Annotated in this window: 18 protein-coding genes; 5 read left to right on the top strand and 13 right to left on the bottom strand. The window is 63.0% G+C overall.

The features are described 5' to 3' along the window. Positions 1–24: 24 nt before the first annotated feature. From agaF to ACB033_RS18630, 3 genes are read left to right on the top strand one after another with little or no spacing between them, the layout of a single operon-like run. The gene (gene agaF / locus ACB033_RS18640; RefSeq protein ID WP_162498756.1) at positions 25–459 is read left to right on the top strand and encodes a PTS galactosamine/N-acetylgalactosamine transporter subunit IIA; all 435 of its coding nucleotides are present in this window, start codon (positions 25–27) and stop codon (positions 457–459) included. Then, positions 460–1,659, top strand: a complete 1,200-nt coding sequence (gene nagA, locus ACB033_RS18635) for an N-acetylglucosamine-6-phosphate deacetylase (RefSeq protein WP_139725112.1) — start codon at positions 460–462, stop codon at positions 1,657–1,659. It abuts the gene before it with no gap. Further along, positions 1,650–2,504, top strand: coding sequence for a tagatose bisphosphate family class II aldolase (locus ACB033_RS18630; protein WP_139725113.1), 855 nt, complete (start codon positions 1,650–1,652; stop codon positions 2,502–2,504). The genes nagA and ACB033_RS18630 overlap by 10 nt, the downstream gene beginning before the upstream one ends. A 125-nt stretch (positions 2,505–2,629) precedes the next feature. Here ACB033_RS18630 and pdxJ read toward each other — a convergent pair whose 3' ends face one another. From pdxJ to rpoE, 10 genes are all read right to left on the bottom strand, one after another. Further along, positions 2,630–3,367 carry a pyridoxine 5'-phosphate synthase gene (pdxJ, locus tag ACB033_RS18625; RefSeq protein WP_017779321.1) on the bottom strand — a complete coding sequence of 246 codons (738 nt, stop codon included), beginning with the start codon at positions 3,365–3,367 and terminating at the stop codon, positions 2,630–2,632. 117 nt (positions 3,368–3,484) lie between these two features. After that, positions 3,485–4,195, bottom strand: coding sequence for a DNA repair protein RecO (gene recO, locus ACB033_RS18620; protein WP_017779322.1), 711 nt, complete (start codon positions 4,193–4,195; stop codon positions 3,485–3,487). Next, positions 4,196–5,095, bottom strand: coding sequence for a GTPase Era (gene era / locus ACB033_RS18615; protein ID WP_017786466.1), 900 nt, complete (start codon positions 5,093–5,095; stop codon positions 4,196–4,198). Beyond that, on the bottom strand, positions 5,092–5,763 hold the full coding sequence (gene rnc, locus ACB033_RS18610) for a ribonuclease III (RefSeq protein WP_005309383.1): 672 nt from the start codon (positions 5,761–5,763) through the stop codon (positions 5,092–5,094). The genes era and rnc overlap by 4 nt, the downstream gene beginning before the upstream one ends. Further along, complete coding sequence (gene lepB / locus ACB033_RS18605; protein WP_005309381.1) at positions 5,764–6,687, bottom strand: signal peptidase I; 924 nt, start codon at positions 6,685–6,687, stop codon at positions 5,764–5,766. 3 nt (positions 6,688–6,690) lie between these two features. Next, positions 6,691–8,484, bottom strand: a complete 1,794-nt coding sequence (lepA, locus tag ACB033_RS18600; protein WP_005309379.1) for a translation elongation factor 4 — start codon at positions 8,482–8,484, stop codon at positions 6,691–6,693. A gap of 118 nt (positions 8,485–8,602) precedes the next feature. Then, complete coding sequence (locus tag ACB033_RS18595) at positions 8,603–9,064, bottom strand: SoxR reducing system RseC family protein (RefSeq protein WP_139725138.1); 462 nt, start codon at positions 9,062–9,064, stop codon at positions 8,603–8,605. A 93-nt stretch (positions 9,065–9,157) separates the two neighbouring features. Beyond that, entirely contained in the window at positions 9,158–10,138 is a 981-nt protein-coding gene (locus ACB033_RS18590; protein ID WP_010635033.1) for a MucB/RseB C-terminal domain-containing protein, read from the bottom strand. An 18-nt stretch (positions 10,139–10,156) separates the two neighbouring features. Then, entirely contained in the window at positions 10,157–10,756 is a 600-nt protein-coding gene (locus tag ACB033_RS18585) for an RseA family anti-sigma factor (protein ID WP_139725114.1), read from the bottom strand. A 22-nt stretch (positions 10,757–10,778) separates the two neighbouring features. Continuing rightward, positions 10,779–11,360: an RNA polymerase sigma factor RpoE gene (gene rpoE / locus ACB033_RS18580; protein ID WP_005309371.1), complete on the bottom strand. Its 582-nt coding sequence runs from the start codon at positions 11,358–11,360 to the stop codon at positions 10,779–10,781. A 182-nt stretch (positions 11,361–11,542) separates the two neighbouring features. On the opposite strand from rpoE, the gene nadB reads away from it, so the two are divergent. After that, positions 11,543–13,150, top strand: coding sequence for an L-aspartate oxidase (nadB, locus tag ACB033_RS18575; protein WP_043170434.1), 1,608 nt, complete (start codon positions 11,543–11,545; stop codon positions 13,148–13,150). A gap of 78 nt (positions 13,151–13,228) precedes the next feature. Here nadB and ACB033_RS18570 read toward each other — a convergent pair whose 3' ends face one another. Together ACB033_RS18570 and ACB033_RS18565 are read right to left on the bottom strand one after the other, a co-directional pair. After that, the gene (locus tag ACB033_RS18570; protein ID WP_139398098.1) at positions 13,229–13,606 is read right to left on the bottom strand and encodes a protein YgfX; all 378 of its coding nucleotides are present in this window, start codon (positions 13,604–13,606) and stop codon (positions 13,229–13,231) included. 19 nt (positions 13,607–13,625) lie between these two features. Further along, positions 13,626–13,895 carry a succinate dehydrogenase assembly factor 2 gene (locus ACB033_RS18565; protein ID WP_005309363.1) on the bottom strand — a complete coding sequence of 90 codons (270 nt, stop codon included), beginning with the start codon at positions 13,893–13,895 and terminating at the stop codon, positions 13,626–13,628. 113 nt (positions 13,896–14,008) lie between these two features. Between ACB033_RS18565 and ygfZ the strand changes: the two genes are divergently transcribed. Beyond that, a complete protein-coding gene (gene ygfZ, locus ACB033_RS18560; RefSeq protein WP_126881174.1) occupies positions 14,009–14,914 on the top strand; it encodes a tRNA-modifying protein YgfZ in 906 nt (301 codons plus the stop codon). An 18-nt stretch (positions 14,915–14,932) separates the two neighbouring features. On the opposite strand, the gene ACB033_RS18555 is transcribed toward ygfZ, so the two are convergent. Then, a complete protein-coding gene (locus ACB033_RS18555) occupies positions 14,933–15,811 on the bottom strand; it encodes a LysR family transcriptional regulator (RefSeq protein WP_043170438.1) in 879 nt (292 codons plus the stop codon). Positions 15,812–15,870: the final 59 nt, after the last annotated feature.

Raw genomic sequence — 15,870 nt, 5'->3', positions numbered from 1 at the left:
CCCTTTGCTGTAAAGGAACAGATTATGTTGGGCATCATCATTTGCGGACACGGCGGCTTCGCCAGCGGCATGGAACAGGCCATGTTGCAGATCCTCGGCGAGCAGGAGGCGGTGGTCGCCATCGACTTTCCCGAGTCCTCCACCACGGCCCTGCTGCAGGATCAGTGCGAAAGCGCCCTGACCCAGGTTGAGCGAGGGGATGGGGTGGTCTTTCTGACCGACCTGCTGGGGGGAACCCCGTTTCGGGTCGCCTCCACCCTGGCGCTGCGCCAGCCCGGGCGGGAGGTGGTCACCGGCACCAATCTGCAGCTGCTGCTGGAGATGGTGATGGAGCGCGGCGAGCTGACCCCGTCCCAGTTTCGCGAACAGGCGCTGTGCTGTGGTCATCGCGGCCTCACCAGCCTGGTGGACGAGCTGGCGCGCGAGCGGGCCGAGACCCTGGCCGAGGAGGGGATCTAGATGGTAGAGCGGATCCGCGCCCGCCGCCTGCTGACCGAGCAGGGCTGGCTGACACACCAGGTACTGACTCATGAAGGAGGCGTCATCACCGCCATCGACCCCATCCCGGCCGACGACCCGGTGCGGGAGGTCGAGCTGCTGGTGCCCGCCCTCATCGATGGCCATGTCCACGGCGGAGCCGGCGTCGACGTGATGGACGAGGCGGCCGACGCCCTGGCCCGCCTCTCCCTCGCCAAGGCGGCAGAAGGGGTGGGCGCCTTCCTCGCCACCACGGTCACCGCCCCGCTACCCGCCATCCTCAGCACCCTCGGCCGCATCGCCGATGCCATGGCGAGCCCCCTGCCGGGCGCGCAACTGCTCGGCAGCTATCTGGAGGGGCCCTACTTCACTCCGGACAACAAGGGCGCCCATGACCCGGCCCTGTTCCGGGAGCTGGATCTGGCGGAGCTCGACCAGCTGCAACAGGTGGCGCGAGGCACCCTGAAGGTGGTCGCCCTCGCCCCCGAGAAAACCGGGGCGCTGGCCGCCATCCGTCATCTCAAGCAAGCCGGCATCCGGGTGATGCTGGGCCACTCCGCCGCCGACCACGACACCACCATGGCGGCGCTGGCGGCGGGGGCCTCCGGGCTGGTGCACTGCTTCAACGGCATGCGCGGCCTGCACCACAGAGAACCCGGCATGGTCGGTGCAGGGCTGGTGCATCCCGATGCCTGGCTGGAGCTCATCGCTGACGGCCACCACGTCCATCCGAGCGTGCTCAGACTCTGTCACTGCTGCGCCAGGGATCGCCTGCTGCTCATCACGGATGCCATGCGCGCCGCCGGCATGCCGGACGGTCACTACCTGCTCGGCGACTACCGGGTGGAGATGAAGGACGGGGTGGTGCGCACCGACACCGGCGGCCTGGCGGGCAGCACCCTCACCCTGCTCGGCGCCGTGCGCAACATGGTGCAGCTGGCCGGCGTGCCGCTGGAGGAGGCCATCCGTATGGCTTCGCTGGCACCGGCCCGGATGCTGGGGATGGAACATCGCCTCGGCTCGCTGGCCGTCGGCAAGCAGGCCAACCTGCTCGCCCTGACCACGGAGCTCAATCAACAACATATCTGGGTGGCCGGCCGGGAGATCCTCCCCGCCCCTGCCCCGCTCTCTTTCCCTGAAGCTGGTGCCCGCCAAGGTGCCAAGGAGTCCTTATGTATCTGATCTCGTCCCACGAAATGCTTAAAGATGCCCAGCGCCGCGGCTATGCGGTGCCCGCCTTCAACATCCACAACCTGGAGACCGTCGAGGTGGTGGCTCGCACTGCCACCAAACTGAACTCCCCGGTGATCCTGGCCGCCACGCCGGGTACCTACCGCCACGCCGGGGTCGAGTACCTGGTCTCCATCTGTGCCTCGGCTGCCCATCAGTACCGCATCCCGCTGGTACTGCATCTGGACCACCACGAGGATGAGCAGGATATCCACTACAAGGTCGAGGCCGGCATTCACTCCGCCATGATCGATGCCTCCCACCTGCCGTTCGAGGAGAACGTCGCCAAGGTGCAGCGGGTCGTCACCTTCTGCCACCGCATGGGGGCGAGCGTGGAGGCCGAACTGGGCCAGCTCGGCGGCCAGGAGGATGACCTTATCGTGGACGCCGCCAACGCCCATCTGACCGACCCGGACAAGGCGGCCGAGTTCGTGACGCGCACCGGCATCGACTCCCTGGCCGTCGCCATCGGCACGGCCCACGGCCTCTACAAGGAGGAGCCGCGCCTCGACTTCGAGCGCCTCGCCGCCATCCGGGCCAGGGTCGCGGTGCCGCTGGTGCTGCACGGCGCCTCCGGCATTCCCGACCGGGACGTGCGCCGCTGCATCGAGCTCGGGGTGTGCAAGGTCAACGTGGCCACCGAGCTCAAGATCGCCTTCTCCGACGCCATGAAGGCCTTCCTGGCCTCCCACCCCGACGCCAGCGACCCGCGCCAGTATCTGGTGCCCGCCATGGCCGCCATGGAGGAGGTGGTCGCCGCCAAGATCCGCATGTGCATGAGCGACGGCAAGCTCTGAACATCGCAGAAGGCAGTGCAAGTCTGACCGCCACCGACCTTTCCATCATGCTTGGTCACAACAAAAAGGGACGCCGTGGCGTCCCTTTTCTCTTCGTGCCGCGGGGCCCAGCCCCTGCCGATAGATCAGATCCCCTGACGGGCTTCCTGCATCAGCAGGCGCATGTCGCTGACCGCCTTGGCCAGGCCGTCGAAGGCGGCGCGGCCGATGATAGCGTGGCCGATGTTGAGCTCATAGAGCTCGGGGATGGCGGCGATGGCCTTGACGTTGTGGTAGTGCAGGCCGTGGCCGGCATTGACCTTCAAGCCCTTGCCGGCGGCATAGGAGGCACCGGCGGCGATGCGCTTGAACTCGGCGTTGCGTTCGGCATCCGTAGTGGCATCGGCGTAGCGACCGGTGTGGATCTCGATGAAGGGAGCACCGCTCGCGGCGGCCGCATCGATCTGGATGGGGTCGGCATCGATGAAGAGCGACACCTGGGCGCCGACGGCGGCCAGACGGGTCACCGCATCGGTCACCTTGTCCAGCTGGCCGGCTACGTCCAGACCCCCCTCGGTAGTCACCTCGGTGCGCTTCTCCGGCACCAGGCAGACGAAGTGAGGCTTGATACGGCAGGCGATGCCGACCATCTCCTCGGTCACCGCCATCTCCAGGTTCATCCTGGTCTGGATGGTCTGGCGCAGGATCTCCACGTCACGGTCGGTGATGTGGCGGCGATCTTCCCGCAGGTGCACCGTGATGCCATCCGCACCGGCCTGCTCGGCCACGAAGGCGGCCTGTACCGGATCCGGATACTGGGTGCCCCGGGCATTGCGCAGGGTGGCGATATGATCGATGTTCACACCCAGATAGATTTCACTCATTGAGGACTCCTTGAAACTCTTCATCTGTTGGCTGCGCGGCTACCGCGCGGATATCCGTATGTCACGTGGGGGGTTGCAGGTTGCAACCCGCGGCAGAGGCACAGGGCCGGCGGGCCCTCAGCCCTGGCCTGCACCTCTGCGCTTTAAAAACAGCTCCCGGCTCTTCAACTGACGCCGTCCCAGATAGGGTTGCAGTGCCAGCCGGCTGAAACGCTTGGCCGCCTGCAACAGAGGGGGAGTATCGAAGCGCCCCTCGGCAAAGGCCAGCAGATGCGCGCCGAGAAACAGGGTACGGGGATCCGGCGCCCGTTCGCAAGCGACAAAGCCCAACTCCCGCTCGAAGCCGTAGAGCAGGGTTGGCTCAATTGGCGACTCGTCATCCGCCGTGTACTCGAAGTCCACCGCATAACCCAGCGCCTGCAGCAGCAGGAACTCAAAGCGGCGCAGCGGCAGCTCCGGGGTCTCGCCGTCGGCCAGCGCCATGATGGCGCGGGCATAGGCATCGAACACCTCGGGGAAGGGGGTGTGTGCCTCCAGCAGGTAGTAGACCAGCTCGTTGAGATAGAGGCCGTAGAAGAGGCGATCGCCACCGAGGCGCAGGGAGTGATCCGGGCACTCGACCTGGGTGAGATTCTTGAGATCCCCCTTGCCACGCCAGGCGATGGTGAGCAGGGTAAAGGGCTGCAACAGCCCCTTCAGAGGCGAGCGTGGCCCGCGAGAACCGCGAGCCACCAGGGTAAAACGGCCACTATCCTGGGTGAAAACCTCGACCAGCTGGCTGGTCTCCCGATAGGGCCGACTGTGAATGACGAAAGCCGGGGTCAGCAATCAGTCGTCGCCATAGCCGAGACTGCGCAGGGCGCGCTCGTCGTCGGCCCAGCCGGACTTGACCTTGACCCACAGCTCGAGGTGCACCTTGTTCTGGAACAGCCGTTCCATGTCGATGCGGGCCTCGGTGCCGATGGTCTTGATCTTCTCGCCCTTGTTGCCGATGACCATCTTCTTCTGGCCTTCGCGCTCCACCAGGATCAGGCCGTGGATGTGGTAGAGACCGTTCTCTTCCACCTTGAAGCGCTCGATCTCCACCGTCACCGAGTAGGGCAGCTCCTCACCGGTGAAGCGCATCAGCTTCTCGCGGATGATTTCGGAGGCCATGAAGCGGGAGGAGCGATCGGTCACGTAATCTTCCGGGAAGAAGTGGACGTTTTCCGGCAGCAGATCCTTGGCCCACTCGCGGATCTTCTCCACGTTGGTGCCCTTCTCGGCACTGATGGGCAGGATATGGGAGAAGTTCATCTGCTGGCCCAGCCACTCCAGGTGGGGCAGCAGATCCTCTTTCTCTTTGACGTTGTCGATCTTGTTGACCGCCAGTACCACGGGACACTTGAGGTTGCGCAGTTTGCCCAGCACCATCTCGTCGTCCTTGGTCCAGTGGGTGCCGTCGACCACGAACACCACCATGGCCACGTCCCCCAGCGAACTGGTGGCGGCGCGGTTCATCAGACGGTTGATGGCCCGTTTCTCTTCAATGTGCAGACCCGGGGTATCCACGTAGATGGTCTGATAGTTCTCCTCGGTGTCGATCCCCAGGATCCGGTGACGGGTAGTCTGGGGCTTCTTCGAGGTGATGCTGACCTTCTGGCCAAGCAGCTTGTTGAGCAGGGTGGACTTGCCCACGTTGGGGCGGCCCACGATGGCGACAAAGCCGCAGTAGGTAGTATCTGTCATGACAGTTTTTCCAATGCTTGCTGCGCAGCGGCCTGTTCGGCCTTGCGACGGCTGGTGCCGACCCCGACCAGCGGACCATCCAGACCTTCCACCTCACACTGGACGGTGAACTCCTGGTTGTGGGCTTCGCCCTTGACGTTGGTCACTGTGTAGGTCGGCAGGGATTTGCGGCTTCCCTGCAGAATTTCTTGCAGACGGGTCTTGGGATCCTTCTGCTCTATGCCCGGCTTAATCTCGTCCAGGCGACTGGCGTACCAGCCCAGCAGCAGGGTCCGTACCGTCTCAAGATTGGTATCCAGATAGACGGCGCCGATCACCGCCTCGACCGTGTCGGCCAGAATGGATTCACGGCGAAAACCACCGCTCTTCAGCTCGCCCGGCCCCAGGATCAGGTGATCCCCGAGGTCGAACTCCCGGCCCAGTTCGGCTAGCGTCTTCTCGCGTACCAGGGTGGCGCGCATCCGGCTGAGATCCCCTTCCGCCGCCTGCGGGAAGCGGTGGAACAGATCGTCGGCAATCACCAGACTCAAAATGGAGTCACCCAGAAATTCCAGTCGCTCGTTGTGACGGGAGCCGGCGCTGCGGTGAGTCAGCGCCCGGGTCAGCAGTTCTTGATCCTGAAAGACATGCCCGAGACGGGACTGCAGTCTGTTCATCTTGATATTCATTTACTTGATTCCGCCAATGCGGTTGAAGCGCACCCCTGTCGGTACCCAGCTAGGCAGCAGGGAGCCTTCTTCGCGCTCGAATTCAAAACTTATCCAGATAGCGACCGCCTTGCCCACCAGGTTCTGCTCGGGCACGAAGCCCCAGAAACGGCTGTCGGTACTGTTGTCACGGTTGTCCCCCATGACGAAGTACTGACCTTCCGGTACGACCCACTCGTCGGGGTAGGTGCCGGGCTGGCGGTAGTAACGGCCGACCATATCGGGCATCAGCGGGTTGCGCAGGGTCTCGTGAGACACCTCGCCCAGCTGCTCGGTATAGCGGTCAAGCGGGATCCCCATCTGGGTAAATTCACCCCTTTGTTCAAACTTGACGTCGAGCTTCTGGAAGCCCGGGCACGTTTTCCCTTCCTGCTCCTCGCACTTGGGCCGGATCATCAGCTCCTTGTTACGATAGATGACCCGATCCCCCGGCATGCCGACTACGCGCTTGATGTAGTCCACCCGGGTATCCAGCGGATACTTGAACACCACCACGTCGCCGCGCTTGGGTTCACCGGTCTCGAGGAACTTGGTGTTGGTCACCGGATCCTTGAGGCCGTAGGCAAACTTCTCCACCAGGATGAAATCGCCCACCAGCAGGGTGGGCATCATGGAACCAGACGGGATCTGGAACGGTTCGAAGATGAAGGAGCGCAGGATCAGTACGAGGGTGATGACCGGAAAGACCCCGGCGGTCTGTTCGATCCAGACCGGCACGGGGGCCACCTTGGCCAGGGTTTTCTCGTCCAGATGGGCGCCGCCGTGGGCACGGGCCACGGCAATCTTGGCGGCTCGCTGCTTGGACCAGATCATCTTGTCCAGACACCAGATAACACCGGTGATCGCGCAGACCACCACCAGGATCAGGGAAAACGTGCTTGCCATCTATTAATCCTTTCCGACGTGGAGAATTGCGAGGAAGGCTTCCTGCGGCACGTCGACACGGCCCAGAGACTTCATCCGTTTCTTGCCTTCTTTCTGCTTGTTCAGCAGCTTCTTCTTACGACTCACGTCACCACCATAACACTTGGCGGTCACGTCCTTGCGCAGGGCCTTGACGGTGCTGCGAGCGATGATCTGGTTGCCGATGGCAGCCTGGATGGCGATGTCGAACATCTGGCGCGGGATCAGCTCGCGCATCTTCTCCACCACCTGGCGACCGCGATACTGGGCGTTCTCCTTGTGGGTGATGATGGCCAGGGCGTCGACCCGCTCGCCGTTGATCATGATGTCCAGACGGACCATGTCGGAGGTTTCGAAACGCTTGAAGCCGTAGTCCAGCGAGGCGTAACCGCGGCTGGTGGACTTGAGGCGGTCGAAGAAATCGAGCACAACTTCCGCCATCGGGATCTCATAGGTCAGTGCCACCTGCTTGCCGTGGTAGACCATGTTGGTCTGCACGCCACGCTTCTCGATACAGAGGGTGATCACGTTGCCCATGTACTCCTGCGGCAGCAGAATGTGACACTCGGCGATCGGCTCACGCATCTCCTTGATGCTGGTGATGGCGGGCATCTGGGCCGGGCTGTCGATGTGGATGGTGGTGCCGTCGGTCTGCTCGATCTGGTAGACCACGGTCGGCGCCGTGGTGATCAGATCCAGATCGTACTCACGCTCCAGCCGCTCCTGGATGATCTCCATGTGCAGCATGCCGAGGAAGCCGCAACGGAAGCCGAAGCCCAGTGCGGTGGAACTCTCCGGCTCGTAGAACAAGGAGGCGTCGTTGAGCGACAGCTTCTCCAGTGCATCGCGGAAGGACTCGTAGTCATCGCTGGAGATGGGGAACAGACCGGCATAGACCTGCGGCTTCACCTTCTTGAAGCCGGCCAGCGCCTTCTCGGCACCGTGTTTGGCCAGGGTCAGGGTATCGCCCACCGGTGCGCCGTGGATGTCCTTGATGCCGCAGACGACCCAACCTACCTCGCCGCAGCCCAGACCGTCGGTATCCACCTGCTTGGGTGTGAAGATACCGATACGATCGACACCCCAGGTCTGGCCGGTGCTCATTACCTTGATCTTGTCATTCTTCTTGAGCGAACCGTTCTTGATCCGCACCAGAGAGACGACGCCCAGATAGGAGTCGAACCAGGAGTCGATGATCAGCGCCTGCAGCGGGGCATCCGGATCCCCTTCCGGAGACGGGATCTTGGCCACGATCTCTTCCAGCACCAAATCGACGCCGAGGCCGGTCTTGGCGGAGCAGCGCACCGCGTCGACCGCGTCGATGCCGACGATGTCCTCGATCTCTTCGGCAACCCGCTCTGGCTCGGCGGCCGGCAGGTCGATCTTGTTCAGCACCGGCACCACTTCCAGGTCCATTTCCATGGCGGTGTAGCAGTTGGCCAGAGTCTGTGCCTCAACCCCCTGGCCGGCATCCACCACCAGCAGTGCCCCTTCACAGGCCGCCAACGAGCGGGAGACCTCGTAGGAGAAGTCCACGTGGCCCGGGGTGTCGATAAAGTTCAGCTGGTAGGTGTTACCGTCTTGTGCCTGGTAGTTCAGGGTCACACTCTGTGCTTTGATGGTAATGCCGCGCTCGCGCTCCAGTTCCATGGAGTCAAGCACCTGAGCCTGCATCTCGCGGTCGGAGAGGCCGCCACAAGTCTGGATCAGACGGTCCGACAGGGTCGATTTACCGTGGTCGATGTGCGCAATAATCGAAAAGTTACGAATGTGTTTCATCGAGCAAGAATCACTCAAAATTAGGTTAGGGCCGGATATGGAGGCAGGATTTTACTGGATAACCCGGTCGACGGCCAATCTTTAGTCGACGAAGCACCAGAAATAGCGGCCTGCACGGTCAGGAGAGGTGGCGGGTGGGCAGGACCACACCCAGCATGCGGGGACCATAGCCCCCCTGATCGAGCCGGTTGGAAAAGTAACGAACCAGTGAAAAACCGACGAGGCCCCCCAGCAGGCAGCAGAGGATGGTGACCCCCTCCCCCGCAGAGAGCAGGGGTGCCAGCCAGAGTTGCCCCAGCAGGGCCCCCGCCAGCAGGCAGAACAGCGGCAGCACATAGACCAGCGCGGCCCCCTGCAGGATGCTCGCCTGGGGAATGCCGAGCCTCACCTGCTGGCCGACGCTCACCTCGGCGGTGAGTGCCACCCGCAGTCGCTGCGCTTTCAATGGAAACGCCTTGGCCACCGTGCCGGTACCGCAGTTGGACTGTTGATGACAACCGCTGCAGGCGGAGCGCCGTTCGCACTCCACCCAGGCATGTTCTCCATCAATGGCCACCACGGTTGCCAGCTCTTCGCTCATTCCACTCACAAGACGGTTCCACAATAACGAAAGATAGATTGACCCAATCTGAACACGACTGCCGGCCTTGGGCAAGCAGCCGCGTCTGACGGCTTACTGTACGGCCTCGTTGCGGGCCAGCGGCTGCACCGATTCGGCAATCCGCTTGGCGGTGTCGGCTGGCACTTCCCCGACCACGGTTATCTCGACCCCCACGTCATTGACGAAGCTCACCAGCGAGGTGGCGCCCTGACGGATCAGTTGCTGGCGCACCGCCTGCTTGGGATCGACCCGGGCCACGTAGACCGAGAGATCCACCAGCCCGTCGGAGAGCATCATGTAATCCACCGGCAGACTGGTAGTCACCAGCTGGTGACGATCCCGGGAGAGCACCTTGAAGCCTTCAGGCAGCCAGGTGAGGTGCCAGTTCAGCTGCTGCTGCGGCGCCGGATAGGCATCTTCCAGCGCCAGTGCCTGGGGCAGCTTGCTGCTGGCCAGCTTCACCAGCCAGGGGGCCGGCGCAGGGAGCCGGTCCAGATCCACCCCCAACACCTGTTCGACCAGGTTGCCTTCCCGATCCACCATGTCCACCCGCAGCAACAAGCTGCTCTGCTCATCAATCCAGAGCACGAAACCGTACTTGTCGGCCTCCTTGGGCACCAGCCGCACCACCTGAGCCACCAACCCAGCCGCCCGGCTGCGGCCGGCCAGCACAGGATCATAACTCTCCAGCACCCGCGGCAACGGCATTCTCACCAGGGTGGCCCATACCCCGGGGAAACGCGCCCCCTTGAGGGTGTAGGGTTCATGGGTATTTTCAAAAAAGGTGTACTCGTCCTGGCGCTGCAGGTACTCGATGGTCTTGCCATCGAGGTAGCTGAGGTGAGCCACCTCCTTGCCATCGATCACGCCGTGGCTGAAGCGGATAGGCTCGAGTCGCCCCTGCCGGGCCTTGACCATGGACAATTCGAAATTCTGTTGCGAGACGGCACTCTGCATCTGCTGCAACAAGGCCTCGGCCGACTTGTCGTCGGCCGAGGCCTTGGCACTGATCAACAGGAGAGAGGCCAGCAAAATACGGCTGGACTGGCGCACGTTCTGATCCCTAATCCGTTATTCCTGAATCTGCTTGTCTTGCAGCAGACGCTGTTGCAACTGGTGGTCGCGCAGGAAAGCGTTGATGCGCTCGCGCTGCTCCTGCATCTGCTGTTCGCTCAACCCCTGCTGACGCTGGGTCGCACGATTGCCGTCCTGCGGATAGTGCACGCTCACCGGCGAGGCACTGCCACCAACGGGGATAGTGTTGAGTACCGGGTTGGTCGGCACACCGTCCTGCCCCTGATACTGCTGCACCCCGAAGATGACGGCGGCAGCGACCGAGGCGGCGATGGCGTATTGCCCTACCTGCTGGCCGGCACGGCGCAGGAACGGCACTATGGTGGCGGTCTTGGAGGTACCCGGCTGCGGTGCGGCAGGTTTGCTCTCCACCGGCTTGGGCGCCAGTATGGTGGGTTCATCTTCCAGCGCAGCCATGATGCTGTCGCTCAGATCCAGTTGCAGATTGACCGGCAGGTCCCCCCGCATGGCATCACCAATCAGGTGGTAACGAGACCAGGTCTCTTGCAGAGCCGGATCCGTTCCCAGCTCGTTCAGAACCTCAACATCGCTCAAGTCACCGTCCATCAGGGCCGAGAGTTGCTCTTTATTTGCCATAAGTTAACCTGTCTTTCCCCAGTTAATTCTCGATCAGAGGTTGCAGCTTTTTATCGATTGCTTCCCTCGCCCGGAAGATGCGGGATCTCACCGTACCCACCGGACAATCCATGATTTCGGCAATCTCTTCGTAGCTCAGCCCTTCCAGTTCGCGAAGGGTGATAGCTGTCCTCAAGTCTTCCGGCAAAGCTTCTATGGCAGAAAACACGGTGCGCTTGATCTCGTCGGTCAGCGTCAGGTTTTCCGGGGTGGCCACCTCTTGCAAGGCTTCGCCACCGCCATAGTATTCTGCCTCTTCCGCCTCTACGTCACTGCTGGGCGGCCTGCGCCCCTGAGAGGTCAGATAATTCTTGGCCGTGTTCACGGCAATCCGGTACAACCAGGTGTAAAAGGCGCTCTCGCCACGGAATGTCGGCAGCGCGCGGTAAGCCTTGATGAAAGCCTCCTGCGCCACATCCGGTACATCGCCCGGATTGTTGACATACCTGGCCACCAGGTTGACCACCTTGTGCTGGTATTTTTTTACCAACAGGTTGAATGCATTTTTATCGCCACGCTGGACCCGTTCAACCAGCTGTTCGTCCAGTAGATTCTGGTCGCTCATCAGAGCCGTAAAACCCCCATCAGGTTATCGTTTTTCTTTTCCGGCCCTTCCTAAGCGCACAAGTTCAGACAGGAGGAATCAGGGAAAGTTCGCTTGCATTGAAAAAAATGTGACGCAGGCTGCATCACCACCCTCGCTTGGGCTACCATGGTGCCAGTTCTTAATCCAGGCCAATGATACTTATGAAAGCAAGTGTTGAATACCTTTGCGACGTACTGATCATTGGCAGCGGTGCCGCCGGTTTGTCTCTCGCGTTGCGATTGGCAGACCAGGCCAAAGTCCTGGTTCTGAGCAAGGGGCCCATCAGTGAAGGGGCCACTTTCTATGCGCAAGGAGGCATCGCTGCCGTGTTCGACGAGACCGACAGCATCGAATCCCATGTGAGCGACACGCTCAACGCCGGGGCCGGGTTGTGTGACCCGGCCGTGGTGGAGTTCACCGCCCGCAACGCCCGCGACTCCATCCAGTGGCTGATCCAGCAGGGGGTCCCCTTCGATCAGGAGGAGGACGCCGAGGGCGAATCCCACTATCACCTGACCCGCGAAGGGGGCCACAGCCATCGCCGCATCTTCCACGCGGCGGATGCCACCGGCAAGGCGGTGCAGCTCACCCTGATTGATCAGGTGCGCGCCCACCCCAACATCCAGCTGATGGAGCGCTTCAACGCGGTCGACCTCATCACCACCCGCAAGCTGGGTCTGCCCGGCAACCGGGTGCTGGGCGCCTATGTCTGGAACCGCAACGCCGAGCAGGTCGAGGTGATCCGTGCCCGCTTCGTGGCGCTGGCCACCGGCGGTGCCTCCAAGGTGTACCAGTACACCTCCAACCCGGACGTCAGCTCTGGCGATGGTATCGCCATGGCGTGGCGCGCCGGCTGCCGGGTAGCAAACCTGGAGTTCAACCAGTTCCACCCCACCAGCCTGTTCCACCCCGATGACCCCAACTTCCTGCTGACAGAAGCCCTGCGCGGAGAGGGGGCCTACCTGCGCCGCCCCGACGGCAGTCGCTTCATGCCCGACTTCGACGAGCGGGCCGAGCTGGCACCGCGGGACATAGTCGCCCGCGCCATCGACCACGAGATGAAGCGGCTCGGTGCCGACTGCATGTATCTGGACATCAGTCACAAGCCGGCCGATTTCATCATCAAGCACTTCCCGACCATCCATGAGCGCTGCCTCGCGGTCGGCATCGATATCACCAAGGAGGCGATGCCCATCGTCCCCGCCGCCCACTACACCTGCGGTGGCGTGATGATCGACAACAACGGCCAGACCGACATTCCCGGCCTCTACGCCATCGGCGAGGTGACCTATACCGGGCTGCACGGTGCCAACCGGATGGCCTCCAACTCCCTGCTCGAATGCGTGGTCTATGCCCATCAGGCGGGGGCCGACATCCTGGCCAAGCTGCCGACGAGCGTGGAGCCGCCCCACCTGCCGGTGTGGGACGAGAGCAAGGTGGAAGATTCGGATGAGCTGGTGGTGATCCAACACAACTGGCACGAGCTGCGGCTGATGATGTGGGACTACGTGGGGATAGTGCGTACCAACAAACGTCTGGCCCGCGCCAAGCGCCGCATCGACCTGCTCAAGCAGGAGGTGCAGGAGTACTACGCCAACTTCCGGGTCTCCAACAACCTGCTGGAGCTGCGCAACCTGCTGCAGGTGGCCGAGCTCATCGTCAACTGCGCCCTGCAGCGCAAGGAGTCGCGCGGCCTGCACTACAACCTGGACTACCCGGACATGCAGCCTGACTCCAAGCCGACCGTGCTGACACCGGAGCGGGACTAACCTCTGCCGCAAGCAACAAGCAGTAACACCAAGATGACCTCGCTCCGGCGGGGTCATCTGTTTTATGGGGAAGAGCGGCTAGCGGGTCTGCTGGGAGAAGTGGATGGCGCGAGCCAGCGTGCGGTAGTGGGCCGGTGCCAACGCATCGCTGAACAGCCAGAGCCGGCTGGCGGGACGCTCCAACGCTACCAGCTGCAGCCAGAGTACCCCGGGCCAGATGCGGCTGCCCGCCCCCAGCTGATAGCGGTTGCCCTGCCAGCTGAGCCACTGACCGTCCCACTCCAGCACACCGGTCATCCGGTTTGTGTCGAGCCAGGCACGCCACAACCCCAGACCCCAGCAGGGCAGCAACAGGGCCCACTGCCAGCCGTGGATCAGGGCGGCCAGTGGCCACAGGATCAGCAGAAACAGCGACAACAGCAGCAGACGCTGCTGCCTGGAGACGGTGACGGGCATCGACACCCGTACGGATGGATCAACGCTGGCGATCGTGACGGGCCTGATTGCGTTCCAGGATCAGCGGGATCATGGCAGCGAAGGCGGGGTCTTCCGGCACGCCGTGGCCCATGCTCCAGCGGAACAGCTCCGGATCCTCGCACTCCAGCAGGCGGATAAAGGTCTGCTGATCGGCCTCGCTCAAACCGTCGAACTCGTGCTCGAAGAAGGGCATAAAGATCACATCCAGCTCGAGCATGCCACGGCGGCAGGCCCACTTCAGGCGGGATTTTTCAATTGGGCTCAACATGGAACTCTCCTTACAAAGACCCGGCGATGGTACCAGCTGGATTTTCCGGCTGACAAACATTCCTTACGTCTTTACCATGCAGGTCACATACTTTCTGTCTCTGGAATGCCATCGTGAGCCTGCCAACCCTTCCCGCCGAGCCAACCCTGTTCCCTCTGACCGATCTGGCCATCACCAGCCTGAGCGGCCCGGATCGCGCCAAATACCTGCAGGGTCAGGTCACCTGTGACGTCAACGCCCTGCAGCCGGGCCAGCACACCCTGGGCGGCCACTGCGATCCCAAGGGCAAGCTGTGGAGCGATTTTCGCCTGCTCTGCCTGAGCGATCGCCTGCTGATGCTGACCAAGCCGTCGGTGCTGGCCCGCCAGCTGCCCGAGCTCAAGAAGTTCGCGATCTTTGCCAAGGTCGAGATCAGCGAAAATCACGGCCAGGCGGTCGGCGTGGCCGGTCAGGGAGCCGATGGCTGGATCGCGGGGCAATACGACCTGCAGGAGAGCGGCCTCATCGAGGGGGGCATGGCGGTGCGGATCGAAGCCGATCGCTGGCTGCTGGTCAGCGAACAGCCGCTGGCGCTGGCCCTGCCCAGCGGCCCCGAGTCGCTCTGGTGGGGACTGGAGATCAAGGCAGGCATCCCCCATCTGGAGGAGGTTCATCAGGGTGAGTACATTCCCCAGATGCTCAACCTGCAGGCGCTGGATGGCATCAGTTTCACCAAGGGCTGCTACATGGGGCAGGAGACGGTGGCCCGCGCCAAGTATCGCGGCGCCAACAACCGTGCCCTGTTCGTGCTGAGCGGCACCGCCACTACCCCGGTTACCAGCGGCGACACCCTGGAGATCCAGCTCGGTGACAACTGGCGCCGCAGCGGCATGGTGCTCAACGCCTGGCAGCAGGATGGCGAGCTGTGGCTCACCGCCGTGCTGCCCAAGGACACCGAGGCCGACGCTCGCTTCCGGCTCAAGCAGGAAGAAGGCTCAAGCCTGACCCTGCAGCCCCTCCCCTATCAGCTGACCGAGTAAGCGAAGCAAAGCGCCCTGCTAGCGCACCCGCGCCAGCAGGGCCTCCTTCAGCCAGCGCCCCGCCTGCCCGAGCGGGCGGGCGCGATGCCACTGCAGCTCCAGCGCCAGCTCGGGCTGGGTGATAAAGTCCGGCTTGAGCACCACCACCTCGCCCCGAGCCAGCGGCCGGTGCAGCAGAAAATCGGGCACTGCCGCCCACCCCAGCCCCAGTTTCACCAGCTCCAGGATCCCGAGATCCCCCTCTACCCACCACACCTGCGCCGACAGGCGAAAGCGATGGCGCTCCGTCCCCTCCCGTCGCCCTGTCACCAGCAGCTGGCGAGCCCCCTGCAGATCGCTCTCCCGCAGCGGCGCCTTGTGGGCCAGCGGATGTTCGGGGGAGACCACCAGCGGCATGGCGACGCCTCCCAGCGAGCGGGCCACGATCTCCTGCTGCGGGTTCTCCTTCTGATAGCTGATGCCAAGCTGGGCGCGGCCGCTGATCAGCATCTCGGTGAGATCCTCCATCAGCGGAAACAGCAGCTCCAGCTCCACCGTCGGGTAGTGGGTGGCGAACTCCTCCAGCACGGCGCCGAGCCAGGGCAGGTGGGAGTCATCATCGATGGCCAGGGTCAGGCGCGACTCGACGCCGCTGGCCAGCTCGCCGGCGATGGCCTGCAAGCGGGCGCTCTGGGCCAGCAAGATGCCGGCCTCCTGGCTGATGCGTACGCCCGCCTCGGTCAGCACCGGATAACGCCCGCTGCGATCGAACAGCTCCAGCCCCAGATCTATCTCCAGATTGGCGATGGCGGTGCTGACTACCGACTGCGCCTTGCCCAGCTGGCGCGCGGCCGCCGAGAAGGAGCCTGCCTGCGCGGCGGCCAGCAATACCCTGAGTTGTTCCAGCGATGGGTTCATCGTCCTGCTCCTGAAAATGCGGTCATCCATCTATTTTAGCGATGGATACTAACGTGAAA

The organism is Aeromonas sp. S15(2024), from assembly GCF_041402265.1.
GTDB lineage: Bacteria > Pseudomonadota > Gammaproteobacteria > Enterobacterales > Aeromonadaceae > Aeromonas > Aeromonas dhakensis.
This window is presented reverse-complemented; position numbering and strand designations above follow the sequence as displayed.